Annotated in this window: 12 protein-coding genes; 5 read left to right on the forward strand and 7 right to left on the reverse strand. The window is 34.8% G+C overall.

Annotated features, from left to right (window positions below; translation table 11 throughout):
- Window positions 1-102: 102 nt before the first annotated feature.
- Window positions 103-408, reverse strand: coding sequence for a GIY-YIG nuclease family protein (locus N4T20_RS21280; RefSeq protein ID WP_260671065.1), 306 nt, complete (start codon window positions 406-408; stop codon window positions 103-105).
- A 95-nt stretch (window positions 409-503) separates the two neighbouring features.
- Here N4T20_RS21280 and N4T20_RS21285 point away from each other — a divergent pair, with 95 nt between their 5' ends.
- Complete coding sequence (locus tag N4T20_RS21285) at window positions 504-1,268, forward strand: MBL fold metallo-hydrolase (RefSeq protein ID WP_260671066.1); 765 nt, start codon at window positions 504-506, stop codon at window positions 1,266-1,268.
- Here the strand turns inward: N4T20_RS21285 and N4T20_RS21290 are convergent.
- The gene (locus tag N4T20_RS21290; protein ID WP_260671067.1) at window positions 1,265-3,463 is read right to left on the reverse strand and encodes a B12-binding domain-containing radical SAM protein; all 2,199 of its coding nucleotides are present in this window, start codon (window positions 3,461-3,463) and stop codon (window positions 1,265-1,267) included. The two genes, N4T20_RS21285 and N4T20_RS21290, sit on opposite strands and share 4 nt — an antisense overlap.
- A gap of 137 nt (window positions 3,464-3,600) precedes the next feature.
- On the opposite strand from N4T20_RS21290, the gene N4T20_RS21295 reads away from it, so the two are divergent.
- Window positions 3,601-6,951 carry a T9SS type B sorting domain-containing protein gene (locus tag N4T20_RS21295; RefSeq protein WP_260671068.1) on the forward strand — a complete coding sequence of 1,117 codons (3,351 nt, stop codon included), beginning with the start codon at window positions 3,601-3,603 and terminating at the stop codon, window positions 6,949-6,951.
- A 116-nt stretch (window positions 6,952-7,067) separates the two neighbouring features.
- Here the strand turns inward: N4T20_RS21295 and N4T20_RS21300 are convergent, their stop codons facing one another.
- Together N4T20_RS21300 and N4T20_RS21305 are read right to left on the reverse strand one after the other, a co-directional pair.
- Window positions 7,068-7,328: an SdpI family protein gene (locus tag N4T20_RS21300; RefSeq protein ID WP_260673130.1), complete on the reverse strand. Its 261-nt coding sequence runs from the start codon at window positions 7,326-7,328 to the stop codon at window positions 7,068-7,070.
- A 46-nt stretch (window positions 7,329-7,374) separates the two neighbouring features.
- Window positions 7,375-8,652: an MFS transporter gene (locus N4T20_RS21305; RefSeq protein ID WP_260671069.1), complete on the reverse strand. Its 1,278-nt coding sequence runs from the start codon at window positions 8,650-8,652 to the stop codon at window positions 7,375-7,377.
- Window positions 8,653-8,920: 268 nt separating this feature from the next.
- Between N4T20_RS21305 and bshC the strand changes: the two genes are divergently transcribed.
- From bshC to N4T20_RS21320, 3 genes are all read left to right on the forward strand, one after another.
- Window positions 8,921-10,510, forward strand: a complete 1,590-nt coding sequence (gene bshC, locus N4T20_RS21310; protein ID WP_260671070.1) for a bacillithiol biosynthesis cysteine-adding enzyme BshC — start codon at window positions 8,921-8,923, stop codon at window positions 10,508-10,510.
- A gap of 124 nt (window positions 10,511-10,634) precedes the next feature.
- Complete coding sequence (locus N4T20_RS21315; RefSeq protein WP_260671071.1) at window positions 10,635-11,906, forward strand: acyltransferase family protein; 1,272 nt, start codon at window positions 10,635-10,637, stop codon at window positions 11,904-11,906.
- Between the two features lie 228 nt (window positions 11,907-12,134).
- Window positions 12,135-12,554, forward strand: a complete 420-nt coding sequence (locus tag N4T20_RS21320; protein WP_071634812.1) for a nucleoside-diphosphate kinase — start codon at window positions 12,135-12,137, stop codon at window positions 12,552-12,554.
- A 64-nt stretch (window positions 12,555-12,618) separates the two neighbouring features.
- Here N4T20_RS21320 and N4T20_RS21325 read toward each other — a convergent pair whose 3' ends face one another.
- The 3 genes from N4T20_RS21325 to N4T20_RS21335 form a co-directional block, all read right to left on the reverse strand.
- Entirely contained in the window at window positions 12,619-13,338 is a 720-nt protein-coding gene (locus tag N4T20_RS21325) for a hypothetical protein (RefSeq protein WP_260671072.1), read from the reverse strand.
- 129 nt (window positions 13,339-13,467) lie between these two features.
- Window positions 13,468-13,764, reverse strand: a complete 297-nt coding sequence (locus N4T20_RS21330; RefSeq protein WP_111364004.1) for a DUF721 domain-containing protein — start codon at window positions 13,762-13,764, stop codon at window positions 13,468-13,470.
- Entirely contained in the window at window positions 13,745-14,185 is a 441-nt protein-coding gene (locus N4T20_RS21335; protein ID WP_260671073.1) for a lipocalin family protein, read from the reverse strand. The genes N4T20_RS21330 and N4T20_RS21335 overlap by 20 nt, the downstream gene beginning before the upstream one ends.
- Window positions 14,186-14,319 lie beyond the last annotated feature (134 nt).

The following is a 14,319-nucleotide window of genomic DNA, read 5'->3' on the forward strand; positions in this document are numbered from 1 at the left end:
ATCTTTGGCGAGCTGCTTGCGGAGATTGCTTCGCGAGTTCGCTATCGCTCGTGCCCTCGTTCCTCGGAATGGCATACTAGACTTGAAATACTTTGATTTCAATTAATAATTCAAAAATTCCAATTCAGGATTCATAGTTTTAATTAAAGCAATTTTCTTCTCCCTTCTCCAGCCTTTTATTTCCTTTTCTCTAGCAATCGCTTCTTGGATCCAAGTAAATTTTTCAAAGTATAATAAAAACTCCACATTATATTTTGAAGCAAAGGTTTTATTTCCAGCCAGAAGATTCTCTTTATGCTTTATTAATCTGTTTTTCAAATTATTAGTAACTCCAACATAAAAAACAGATTTCGCTTTATTTGTCAAAATATAAATGAAATAGGTATGAAAACCTTCTTGTAAATGCATAAATGTAAATAATAACAATTCTGCTAAAAATAAAGAAAAATCTGTAAATTATTTTTCGAAAAACTTTGTATTTTTAATATCTAATTTTCTTGGATATGAAATTACATCATTTGCGAAATGCCACTTTGGTAATTGAAACAGAAAAGCATGTCATTTTAGTTGACCCAATGTTAGGTAAAAGAAAAACAATTCCGCCTTTTACTATTTTCAGATACAAGCCAAAACGAAATCCTCTGGTGGCACTGCCTAAAAACAGCCGTGATATTTTAAGTCGCGTAACGCACTGTTTGATAACACATTTACACCCAGATCATATAGACAAAGCAGGCGAAGTTTTTTTGAGACGAAAAAGCATTCCTGTAATCTGCAGTTCTAAGGACGAAAAAGCGCTTGTGCAAAGAGGATTAAGCGTGATTCAAACCTTGGAATATTGGGAACCGCAAAAATTTCTAGACGGAAAAATAACTGGAATTCCAGCCATTCACGGCTACGGATTTGTTGCAAAATTGATGGGAAATGTAATGGGTTTTCTTATTGAGCTGGCAGATCAAAAATCCATTTATGTCAGCTCTGACACTATTTTTACAGAACACGTAGAAAAAGTGCTAACGCAATTTAAACCTGACATTTCGATTGTAGCCTGCGGCACTGCAAGGTTAGATTTTGGCCAGCCCTTGTTAATGCGAATGGATGATATTTTGAAATTTGCAACTCTTGCACCCGGCAAAGTTCTCGCCAATCATTTAGAAGCTTTAAACCATTGTCCGACCACGAGACTAGAATTAAGAACTGCCCTTTCAGATCATGGTCTTTTAGGCAAAACTTCTATTCCAAAAGACGGAGAATGCATTGAGTATTAAAGCACCAATAATCCAAATTCGCGCAAAGTGTTTACAGGTTTAGAATACCAGAATAATTCGAAATCTTCCAATTCAGTTTCAAAATCATTTTTAACCTCCTGAAAAGTATAACTTTTAGAACCAGAAACTGCGATTTTTGATAAAATTGAAGCCAGCCACTCGCCTTCTTCTTTACCGGTTTGAATATTGAAACTTTCTTTTTTATCATGAAAAGTCAAGGACATCATTTCCCAGCTTCTTCCTTTTTTTGATTTTGTAAAGATTTCTGCAGCAGGTTTTCCTCCAAGCCAAACCACTTTTGCATTTGGTTTTGTATTGAAATCGTTTTGCTCCTCTAATGCATTAAAAATAAAATCGGGATGAATTTTGGTTTTCGGAATTTTAAAATCGAACCATTCTTGCAATTCGTAATCAAAACAAATTCCGTGCATAAAATTAAAAAGCGATTTCTTTAATCCGAAACTGAATTTGTCATGATTAATTCCCGTTGCGTCTGTGTATTCAATATCGTTATTCGCAAAGGTTCCAATCGCTTCCGTTTTTTTGGTTACGCCAAACTGTTCAGGATACAATCCAACTGGGCTATGAGCCGTCAGAGCAAACTGATGCCAAAATCCTGACTGCAAAACTCCTGCTTCAAATAACTGGCGCACCATTTCGAGGCTGTCAACCGTCTCCTGAATAGTTTGCGTTGGGTATCCGTACATCAGATACGCGTGAACCATAATTCCAGCTTCGGTAAAATTTCGTGTGACTTTTGCGACTTGTTCAACAGTTACGCCTTTGTCAATTAATTTCAGCAATCGATCTGAAGCTACTTCAAGACCACCTGAAACGGCAATACATCCAGAAGCTTTTAAGAGGAGACATAAATCTTTTGAAAAGCTTTTTTCAAAACGAATATTTGTCCACCAAGTTACTGCAAGCTTTCTTTTTAGAATTTCAAGCGCCAAAGCACGCATTAAAGCAGGCGGAGCGGCTTCATCCACAAAATGAAATCCGTTTTGGCCTGTCTGTTCTATTAATTCTTCTATTCGATCACAAAGCAGACTTGCCGCGACAGGCTCGTACACTTTGATGTAATCCAAAGAAATATCGCAGAAAGTACATTTTCCCCAATAGCAGCCATGCGCCATTGTAAGTTTGTTCCAGCGCCCATCGCTCCACATTCTGTGCATCGGATTTACAATTTCCATCACCGAAATATATTTATCCAAAGGCAGATCTGAATAATCGGGCGTTCCTACTTGAGATTGTTTATAATCGTGCTTTAGCGAATCATTTTTATAGACAACTTCTTCGTTTTCTAATAAAAAAGTTCTTTTATAACGCTTATCCTCCTTAGACTCCGCTCGGGATGACAGATTATCAACAAGTTCTTCAATTGGAACTTCGCCATCATCTAAAGTGATAAAATCAAAAAATTCAAAAACACGTTTATCAGAAAGCGAACGCAATTCGGTATTAGGAAAACCTCCACCCATCGAAATTTTAATTTCAGGATGATTTTGTTTTACCCATTGCGCGCAACGAAACGCACTATACAAATTTCCTGGAAAAGGAACAGAAATTAAAAATAAGGTTGGTTTTACGGCTTCAATTTTAGCTTTTAAAAGCGAAATTAAAATCGAATCGATATAAGTTGGCTCTTGCTGTAAGGCTTCGTACAATTCATCAAAAGAATTGGCACTTCGACCTAAACGTTCTGCGTATCGGCTGAAACCAAAGTTTTCGTCTACACATTCGACAATAAAATCTGAAATATCTTCCAGATATAAAGTCGCCAAATGCTTTGCTTTGTCTTGAGTTCCCATCGAACCAAATGCCCAATCCAATTCTTCTAATTGTGCAAAGCGAGAAGCTTCTGGCAGAAAATCTTCTTGACAAATCTGCAATGCTAAAGTTGGATTTTTTCCTTGAAGAAACTGAATTACAGAATCGATTGTTTTGATGTATTCATCTTGTAAGGCAAAAATTCTTTTACAGTTGTCGCTTGTTGGCTGTTGGCTGATGGATCGGAACAAGTCAGAAAGCCCTTTTTTTGAAAACAATTCCAAAATCACATCAATGCCTAAATCAGCCTGGACCGATTCGATATTTTTGGTATTCAGAAAACCTTTTATATACGCCGTTGCCGGATACGGGGTATTCAGTTGGGTAAATGGCGGCGTAATTACAAAAAGTTTCGTTTTCAAAAGGATTTATTTTTTTGCAAAAATACGGGATATTGTGGATTTTTTTACTGAAAAGATTTTATTCGTCTGGCTTCTGACTTTTTAATTTGGATTTGTAGATATTTAATTACATTTGAAATGGCTTAATTTTTTTTTTTATGAAACAAAAATTACTTTTCCTTTTTCTTTTTTATTCCTTTTTAATGCAAAGCCAATGTTTTGATTGCGCAAAAGTCTATGCTGGCTGGATTGGAGGTGCGGTTTTTGATTTAGAAAAAACAGACAATGCCGTGTTTGTAACTATAGGAACAAATCTTTCTGGCGCCAATAGAACCGATAGATCAGGACTTTACAAATATGATTTAAATTGTAATCTTCTTTGGAAAAAAGAATTTCCCGATTCTACAATTGCCGATTATTTCTGTGCTGATGATCAGGGAAATTCGTACGTTTTGGTAAAAGAACTTTTAGGAGGAAATTACAACTCCGGGAGAGAGCCATTTGTTCTTGATGGTCTAGACTTTTATTTTGGCGTTACGCTTTATAAATTGTCTCCAAGCGGAAATGTTGTATGGAATCGTAAAATTGGCATTATAAACAACTTAGCAAAAAACGTTTACTACCATAATGGCTACATTTATGTCACCGGATCATTTAATAATTCTATCAATATCAATAATCAAATTTTATTAAGTGATAATTCTTATTATGGACGAGCATTTGTTGCAAAATTTGATGTTGGAGGAAATTTAATTGATGCTAAAAAATATGGATCTGGCTTGGAGGTTCTTAAAACTTCTGAAATCGATAAAAATGGAAATATCTATTTCGGCAAAATTGGCCAGAACTATACTTCTTCCACTATTTTCAAAGTCAATTCAAACTTAGAGATGGTGTGGAGTAAAGAAATTTCCAACAATGGCAATATCCTCAACAAAACCGTTTATAGACCAACTATATTGCATTATAACCCAATAAATGACAAACTATATTTATGGGGCTGTTTTGATCGAGATGTAAATGTTCTGGGAAATGTCTTTAATACAAATTCCCCAAGAAATGATGTCACACAATCTATTTTGACAGAATTTAATCCTTCTAACGGAAATTTGGAACGATTTAAACAAATTAACAACAACACAATGCTTGAATATCCTGGAGAAGCCAATCTTCGACCAAGCAGTTTAAATAAAGCATATATGGCTGGAAAAGGCAATGAATTGTTTGTTTTTACCAGTTTTTCCAATACCATGATTTTTCCCAATGCAACTATTACATCAAGGAATTTAGGCGAAGATCTCGTACTCTTTAAAATGAATTTAGATACTTTTGAACCAGAGTATGTTTTAAAATCTACTGGTACAAACCATTATACCAATAGCCTATCTCTAGATGCGGCAGGACCAATTAGATTTGACAAAGATGATTTGTTTTTAACCGCAAATTTTCAAAGCGAGCCCTTAATAATTAATAATTCGGTTATTTATGGCAATAGCGGAAACAATGAAGCAAATGGATTGCTTTATAAGCTTAAGGCCAGTACATCTCCGGCTAATAAAGGTGAAATACTGGCAGAAAACACTTGTTTTAATAAAGCTGTTAATTTTAATGTTAAAGGAACATTTGATTCAATACTTTGGAATTTCGATGATCCAAGTTCAACAACAAACAATACTGCAGCAATAAACAATCCCCAGCATCAATTTACTGCTGTAGGAACATACAATGTTACTGCGACAATAAAATGCGGAAGTGAGACCCAAACCATAACTAAAGAAGTCAAAATTACCAATAGTCCCAATGACTTTACGCTAAATTCTATTTATTCTTGCGAAGCAAATGCTGGATCTGGCATTTCAAATTCTTTTGACACCTCTGGCATACACGCAACCGTAATAGGAAATCAATCAGATTTAATTGTAGAATATAGGAATCAAAATGGAATCTCTTTACCAAGTCCGCTGCCAAATCCTTACACCAATACTGTAAAAAATGAAGAAATTATAACTGCAAAAAGTTATTTCAAAACAAATCCTTCTTGTTTTGTAGAGAAAGATTTTAAGCTAATTATCATTAGTAAACCGCAAAATCCTATTGCTAATACTACACAAACTTTCTGTATACAGCAAAACGCAACTTTAAATGAAATTCAAATTACAGGACAAAGTATAAAATGGTACAATGCACAAACAGCTGGAGCACTTTTGTCTAATACAACTGCACTTCAAAATGGAGTGACTTATTTTGCATCACAAACTGTAAATGGTTGCGAAAGCGAAAGAACTCCTGTAACCATTAATATTCAGAATACGTTAGCTCCAACAGGAAATGCGAATCAATACTTTTGCATAGGACAGAATGCAACCCTTTCAAATATCGAAATTACAGGCGCTTCAATAAAATGGTACGATGCTCCAAGAAACGGATCTTTATTAGCAGAAACGACTAATCTTGCTAATGGCAAAACCTATTATGCTTCTCAAACTTTAAATAGTTGCGAAAGCCCTAGATTTGGAATTACAGTTTCATTTGTAAGCACTCCTAATGCGCCAACTGGAAACTCAGAACAATCGTTTTGCAAAAGGGAAAATAAAACGCTCAACGATATTCAAATAACGGGACAAAATATAAAATGGTTTGACACCAGTTTTTCTGCCTCTGTTTTACCAGCTACAACTCTATTGGAAAACAACAGAACCTATTACGTTTCTCAAACTATTGGATGCGATAGTGACAGAATACCTATTTTGATTCATGTTTACGATACTCCAATGCCAACAGGAAATAATAACCAGCAATTTTGCATCGATGAACTTTCAACAATTGCAGCTCTTAAAATTGCTGGAACTTCTCTAAAATGGTATGATGCTGCAACGAATGGGAATGCTTTACAAAAAACAGATTTGTTACAAAATGGAAAATACTATGTGAGTCAAACCCTAAACAACTGCGAAAGCGAAAGATTAGCAATTACTGTAAAAATACAAGACACGCAAATTCCAATTGCCGATTCTCCGCAGCAATTCTGCATCCAAAAAAATGCAAAAATTAGTGATATTGAAATTAATGGTCAAAATATTAAATGGTATGAAAGTTCTTCCGCTACAAATAATTTATCAGAATCGACTTCTCTTGAAAATGGAATTACCTATTATGCTTCTCAAACACTTAGCAATTGCGAAAGCGACAGAATTCCTGTCACAATAAATATTCTTGAGGCCACAGCTGGCGATTGCATTCATTTGGTTAATGATATTCCGTATCCAAAGATCTTCACGCCAAATGGAGACGGCTTTAATGACACTTGGACAATAGACCCAGATTATTTAGCCCCTAATTCATCTATTAGAATATTTGATCGTTACGGAAAATTAATCAAGGAATTGACATTAAACTCTTCATGGAACGGAACTTACCTCGGAAATCAACAACCAGCCTCAGACTATTGGTTTACCGTTACCAGGATAAACGGAACAGAATATAGAGGGCATTTTTCTTTAAAAAGATAATCAGTTATAGCAAAAAAGGTTCGTTGGAAAACGAACCTTTCTTATTTAAAATTTTATAATACAATGCATTACCAATTCTACTAGAATAATTATTATTTTTATCATGACTTCTAGATTTACAGTTGTTCTTTCTTTTTCAGAATCCTAAATTTCAGATAAGAGTAAGCAATAGGCACAATGGCTATAGTAAAAACAATGGCCAAAAACACTTTAGCGAAAATAGCACTGTCAAAAATTAAGCCTCCCAAAATAATGATCAGCCCGGCAATAAACCAAAGTTTGCCAGCAAATAGGTGTGTCGTTTTCCAGACTTCTTGATTTTCTAAAGTCCGCGGTGTCTTAATTCCGACAAAATAATTGGGTCTAAAAAAAAGCAGTAATTTTTTACATTACTGCTTTAGGAATATTTTAAATAAACTGTTTTTAGAATTTATGCTCGTCTTTGCTTATGACCAAAAATGAAACTAAAGATATAATTGCTGCCCCAATTAAATAATAGCCGACATAGCTCACATCGTAGGTCTTAGCCAAATAAATTGCAATCATCGGCGCAAAAGCAGCTCCTAGAATTCCAGCCATATTAAAAGTCAAAGATGCTCCCGAATAACGAACATTCGTTGGAAACAATTCAGACAAAAAAGTCCCCAAAGGCCCGTACGTAAAGCCCATCAAAGACATTCCGATACAAGCAAAAATAGTAACCAAAGCAATATTTCCTGCACTCAAAAAGTAAGAAAAGAAAAATCCGAAAACTGCAATTGCCGCTGTCGCTGCAATTAGCATTTTGCGACGGCCAATCTTATCTGCCACAACAGCTGAAACCGGAATAAAAAGCGCAAAAAATAATACCGAGAATAATTGAATCAGTAATCCGTCTCTTTTAGCAATCCCCAAATCTGAAGTGGCCCAGCTTAATGTAAAAACGGTCATCAGATAAAAAACCAAAAACGTTGTAATTGCTGCAAGAGTTCCAAAAATCAACTGATTTTTATATGACTTCACTATTTCTAAAAAAGGAACCTTTACCTCTTCTTCATGTTTTTTAGCATTTTCAAACGAAGGCGTTTCTGTAATTTTTGTTCTAATGTAAAATCCGACTATTACCAAAAGCGCACTGGCAATAAACGGAATTCTCCAGCCATAATTCATAAAATCTTCATTACTCATCGAATCGGTAAGCAATAAAAAAGTTCCGCCCGAAAGCAGCAACCCGATTGGAGCTCCCAATTGCGGAAACATTCCGTACCACGCACGCTTATTTGGCGGCGCGTTCTCGATTGCAAGCAAAACAGCTCCGCCCCACTCACCTCCTAAACCAACTCCTTGCCCAAATCGGCAAAGCATTAATAATAGCGGAGCGGCAACACCAATACTAGCATAGCTAGGCAAAAATCCAATAGTCACTGTCGAAATCCCCATTGTTAGTAAAGCCGCAACAAGAGTAAATTTACGTCCGATCTTATCCCCGTAATGTCCAAAAAAAGCAGAACCTAACGGACGAGATAAAAAGGCAATCGAGAAAGTTGCTAACGATTCTAGAGTGGCCATCGTTGGATCTGAACCTGGAAAAAATAATTGTGGAAAAACCAATACCGCAGCATTAGCATAAATATAAAAATCAAAAAATTCGATTGTCGTGCCTATAAGGCTTCCAAAAAGAACGTGCTTTAACGAGTTCTTTTTATTGGGGTTATTTTCCATGAAAACTGATATCTTTTTTACTTGCAAAAATAGAGTTTCATTATTAATAATTCACAATTACACAAATTACTTTTACAACTACATTACATTTTTAACAAATTAGATAAATTATCAATTTTAACCAACCTCCCAAAATAAAAATTTAAAATCCTGATTACAACGTTTTTAAAAGCATCAGAAAAAAAATCAATTCTTAAGCAATTGTTAATAGCGTTTTTAACTGTATATTTTCATTAAATTTACAGCTATCAAAAATAAACTTAAAATTATGCCTACCGACTGTATCAGCTTTCAATCTTCTGGATATTTCTCTAAACTAATGCAGGATTATTTAGATCAAAAGCCAGAATTAAAACCGCTGTACAATAATTTTCCAACCTTAGAAAATTTTGAAAAACAAATTGCTGAAAAATCAGCCAATTTTGATCATAACAACCGAGCTGTTTTGACTTATGCTTTGCATAAGCAATACCAAAACATTGAAATCTCTGATTTAACCAGACAGAATATTTCGCTTTTAGCACTCGAAAATACTTTTACAATTACAACAGGACATCAGTTAAATCTTTTTAGCGGACCGCTGTATTTTTTATATAAAATTATTTCTGCAATTAATTTAACCAAAGAATTAAAGTCGAAATACCCTTCATACAATTTTGTTCCCGTTTATTGGATGGCGACAGAAGACCACGATTTTGAAGAAATCAATTATTTTAATTTTAAAGGAAAGAAAATCCGCTGGAACGCTGAAAGCACCGGCCCTGTAGGAAGGCTTTCAACTGAAGGTTTAGAAGATTTATTTGAAATCTATTCTAAAGAATTAGGTTCAAGCACCAACGCCAATGCCTTGAAAAAGCTTTTTGAAGACGCTTACTTAAAACACGAAAATCTAGCCGATGCCACTCGTTATTTGGCCAATGCTCTTTTTTCTTCCTACGGTTTGGTTATTATCGATGCAGATGACGCCGATTTAAAACGCGCTTTTATACCGTTCGCAAAAGAAGAATTGGAAAATCAAACTTCGTTTAAAGCAGTTCAAAAATCTATTGAAGAACTTAAGGAATATGCTGTCCAGGTAAATCCGCGTGAGATTAACTTATTCTATATTGAAGATAAGATACGCGAAAGAATCATTCTGGAACAAGATAAATATCTGGTTAACAATACTAAAATCTCGTTTTCAAAAGATGAAATTTTCAAACTGTTAGAAAGCAATCCTGAAAAATTCAGTCCAAATGTGATTATGCGTCCGTTATACCAAGAAATTATCCTTCCTAATCTCTGCTATATTGGCGGAGGCGGAGAAATCGCTTATTGGCTAGAACTTAAAGCTTTTTTTGAGGCTGTAAACATAACATTTCCAATATTGTTAATTCGTAATTCTGTTCTTTTGGCAACAGAAAAGCAAGTTAAAAAAGCAGATAATCTAGGTTTGACTTGGAAAGATTTATTCAGCAAATCGGAGAATTTAACTAATGAAATCACACATAAACTTTCTCCTTTTCCAATTGATTTAACTCCTCAGAAAGAAACACTTGAAAAGCAGTTTGCCTATCTTTTTGAATTGGCCGAAAAGACCGATAAATCTTTTTCTGGAGCCGTAAAAGCGCAAGAAGTAAAACAAAAGAAAGGTCTAGAAAATCTGGAAAAGAGATTATTAAAAGCCCAAAAAAGAAAACTTCAGGATCAGCTGCAGCGAGTTACTGATTTGCAATGCGAATTGTTCCCGAACAACAGCCTTCAAGAGCGTCAAGCCAATTTTTCTGAATTTTATTTAGAAAAAGGAGAACAGTTGATTCCGCTTTTAATTCAAAAATTAAAACCTTTAGAACATAATTTTGACATCATAATAATCTAAAATAAGTATCTTTAGAAATTCAAAAGCGATAATTTAGGGACAAATAACCAGCTCACTTCCGACATTATCGCTCTCTCAAACCAAATAGAATTATTTTTTATAACCTATTTAACGACCTAACCAAATGGTAAGAGAACGCCTAATTTCGCTTGATGTCTTTCGCGGACTGACTATTCTATTGATGACTATTGTAAACAATCCTGGCGATTGGGGAAATGTTTACCCCCCGCTTTTGCACGCAAACTGGAACGGCTGCACGCCAACCGACCTTGTGTTTCCTTTTTTTATTTTTATAATGGGAGTCGCTGTACCGCTTGCAATGCCAGAAAAAAAATATGATGAGACCACATTTAACAAAATTCTGATTCGTTCTTTAAGAATGTTCTGTTTAGGAATTTTCTTTAATTTCTTTGGCAAAATTCAGCTTTTCGGTTTAGAAGGAATCCCGCTTCTCCTGGGCAGATTAATCATTACTTTCGCAGTTGGTTATGCGCTGATGGGAAATCTCAGCAACCGACTAAAAAACATTTTTGCCTTTAGCATATTAGCATTATATCTGATTTTAGCTTACGGAGGCTTTGAAAACTATGCAGATGTGAGACTGCCTGGGGTTCTACAGCGTATTGCAGTAGTTTATTTTGTTGTTTCGCTATTGTATTTAAAAACCTCCCGAAAAACGCAGCTGATAACAGGAATCATTTTGCTTTTTGGCTATTGGGCCGTTATGACTTTAATTCCTGTCCCTGGAATTGGAGAAGCAAATTTAGAAAAAGGAACCAATTTAGCCGCTTGGGTTGACAGCGTCTTATTGAAAGGACATATGTATCACGAAACCAATACTTGGGATCCTGAAGGAATCTTAAGTACGTTTCCGCCAATTGTAAACGGAATTATCGGTTTATTTATTGGTCAAATTTTACTGCTTAGCGTAACTAAAATCCAAAAAGCTCAAAGAATGGGAATGATCGGCACCTCGCTTATCTTTTTCGGATTAATCTGGGATTTAGTTTTTCCAATTAACAAATCGATTTGGACAAGCAGCTATGTTTTATACACCACGGGATTAGCAACAGTTTGTCTGACAGTTTTGTATTATATCATTGACATAAAAGAATTCAAAAAAGGATTTAAGCTATTTGTCATTTGGGGAGTAAACCCAATGATTGTTTTCTTTGCTTCACAGATTATCCCGCAGGCTTTAGTCATGATTCGTTTTCAGCATCCGTCACTTGCTGGCGAACAAACCAATCTTTTAGATTATTTATACCGTTTCGGAATTGCGCCTTGGTTCAGCAATCCTATGAATGCTTCTCTAGCCGGCGCTTTAACTTACGTTGGAATTTGGACTTTTATTTTATGGATTTTCTATAGAAACAAATTAATATTCAAAGTATAATTTTGAACGATAGAAGTAGAGACGCACAGCAGTGCGTCTTTTTTTTAATTGCATATCAACTATGCGATAACTACCACAACGCTACAATTTAAATGAACTTATATAACTTATATGGTTCAAAAAAGGTTTTCTAATCAAAACATCACTCTAAAGCGTTTTAATTATGATTTTATTAAAATCAATTCATAAAAAAAGTATACTTTTGCACAAAATTTAATAAAATAAAAAATGGCAACAAATAGAACTTTTACAATGATTAAACCAGATGCTGTTGCAAACGGACACATCGGGAATATCTTAGCAATGATTACTAATGGCGGTTTCAAAATCGTTTCATTAAAATTAACTCAATTAACTGTAGCTGATGCTAAAGCATTTTACGCAGTACACGCAGAAAGACCTTTCTACGGAGAGTTAGTTGAATTCATGTCTCGCGGACCAATTGTTGCTGCTATTTTAGAAAAAGAAAACGCAGTAGAAGATTTCAGAACTTTAATTGGTGCTACAAACCCAGCTGAAGCTGCTGAAGGAACTATTCGTAAAGCATACGCTACTTCAATCGGAGAAAATGCAGTTCACGGATCTGACAGTGACGAAAACGCTGCTATCGAAAGCGCATTCCACTTTGCAGGAAGAGAGCAGTTCTAAGACTTCTTAAATCATAAAAAAAACCGCTCCATAACTGAAGCGGTTTTTTTATGATTTAAAATAATTAAAGACTTTCAGAAGTCTTCTTTACCATTTTCTCAACTCTGCCATCCAAATCTTTTAAAAGTTCGTCTAATGCACTTTCACACATTGGCAATACTTTATCAAAAGATAAAACAGGAATTCCTCCTACTATTGTTCCCGTTTTCTTTGAATTTGCCCCTTCGTTAAAAGCAAAAACTTTTTTCCCATTTTTATCATACAAAGCGATTCTTGCATAAGCTCTCATCTTAATAGTTCCAGTTCCTCCAACTGCAAACCCTTTTACTACAGCAAAATGAATTTCTGTAAACAAGACACCATCAGCATTATCTTTAAACATCGTAGCGGTTGCTACTTCATTTGCAGAACCATTTATTCCTTCATATATATATTTATATCCAGGGTAATTGATAATATATTTTCCCTTTTCTCCCTCTCTATCAAAATGAGGAATATAATCAATATACTCTTGTTTTTGAGTTATATCTGTTTCAGGAAGTAAATCAAATGGAAACTTTTTAGAATAATCATTAAAAAAAGCATTATGATACTTTTCCAAAATTGGTTGCAGGTTAAAATTTGGATTGTTCCCTAAATCTGTTACTGCAGCAACGGCACTTAAACCAAGCTCTGAAAGATCAATTGTTTTGTCAGTGTAAAAAGCAACAACAGCAACTTTTTTCTTTTGTGAATAACCTGTTAACGTACATAATACGGCTAAAATTAGCAAAATTTTTTTCATTGATTTTTATTATTTTGGGTTTATAAAAAGATGTTATTTTAAAGAAATAACTGCCCAAATGTATCGTAAAAAAAAACACTCCGCAATAGAAGTGTTAATTATTTTTCAAATTTATCTTACTAAAAAATATTACCGCAATATAACGTCTTTCACCACCTCACGTCCCAATTCTTCATTGATCATTTTCACAATTTTATATTTTCCATGCGTTAATTCTTCGCGCAGAACAGAAGAACCCAATTCAACATAAAGCGTACTGCCTTTTAGAACAACATTTCGAGTATACGTATTCACGCCATTCCCCATAAGCTGCCTCCAAGCCTCACGAACATCGATTTGATCCATTCCAGGCTGTAATTTATTCACCTGAATAATTTGCTGTAAAACAGCGCCAATAGTGGTTTCGCTATTTAGTCTTTTCGCCATCGTTCAAAAGATTTACTGGTCCTGCTTTTTTATAATGATATTCTATTTTTTGAGGGTTTTTAACCACTAATTTGTCATCCGAAAGTGAAATAATTTCTTCGCTCCATTTGGCATATTTCGTTTTATAATCCAAGAAAACCTGTTCCCCTGCAAAACGCACCGAAACATTCTCAAAAGTATCTGTTGTCAAAAATGTGCCGTCAAATTGCGGCATCACTTTCGTTCGCACACCTTTATTATCCTTAATCTGAAAAAAATCAAAAGTCTCATTCATTTTATACTCCTTCTCTTCACCTTTCTCAAAAACCACTTTTTCAATTTCCCAATAGCCATTCAATTTAGCAATATCTGCCGGTTTTATTTCCTGTCTGCAGCTCACAAACAAAAGCGAACAAAACAACACAATGAAAGCATTTTTCATAAATAAAAATATTAAAATTTATTCTTTTTTCTTTAAATGAAGTCGAAGATTTAGGAGCTAATCCTGCTGTCCGCTGTATTCCCGATAAACCAAAACTACGGCTAAAAAGCCTTGTTTTTCTAAATCGGGAGATG

It is taken from the genome of Flavobacterium sp. TR2 (assembly GCF_025252405.1).
Taxonomy (GTDB): Bacteria; Bacteroidota; Bacteroidia; order Flavobacteriales; family Flavobacteriaceae; genus Flavobacterium.

What these genes read in the sequence shown, in the direction of transcription:
- N4T20_RS21280 (WP_260671065.1), bottom strand. Translation starts at nt 408, where the DNA reads ATGCATTTACAAGAAGGTTTTCATACCTATTTCATTTATATTTTGACA.
- N4T20_RS21320 (WP_071634812.1), top strand. Translation starts at nt 12,135, where the DNA reads ATGGCAACAAATAGAACTTTTACAATGATTAAACCAGATGCTGTTGCA.
- N4T20_RS21325 (WP_260671072.1), bottom strand. Translation starts at nt 13,338, where the DNA reads ATGAAAAAAATTTTGCTAATTTTAGCCGTATTATGTACGTTAACAGGT.
- N4T20_RS21335 (WP_260671073.1), bottom strand. Translation starts at nt 14,185, where the DNA reads ATGAAAAATGCTTTCATTGTGTTGTTTTGTTCGCTTTTGTTTGTGAGC.
- N4T20_RS21315 (WP_260671071.1), top strand. Translation starts at nt 10,635, where the DNA reads ATGGTAAGAGAACGCCTAATTTCGCTTGATGTCTTTCGCGGACTGACT.
- N4T20_RS21285 (WP_260671066.1), top strand. Translation starts at nt 504, where the DNA reads ATGAAATTACATCATTTGCGAAATGCCACTTTGGTAATTGAAACAGAA.
- N4T20_RS21295 (WP_260671068.1), top strand. Translation starts at nt 3,601, where the DNA reads ATGAAACAAAAATTACTTTTCCTTTTTCTTTTTTATTCCTTTTTAATG.
- bshC (WP_260671070.1), top strand. Translation starts at nt 8,921, where the DNA reads ATGCCTACCGACTGTATCAGCTTTCAATCTTCTGGATATTTCTCTAAA.
- N4T20_RS21330 (WP_111364004.1), bottom strand. Translation starts at nt 13,764, where the DNA reads ATGGCGAAAAGACTAAATAGCGAAACCACTATTGGCGCTGTTTTACAG.
- N4T20_RS21305 (WP_260671069.1), bottom strand. Translation starts at nt 8,652, where the DNA reads ATGGAAAATAACCCCAATAAAAAGAACTCGTTAAAGCACGTTCTTTTT.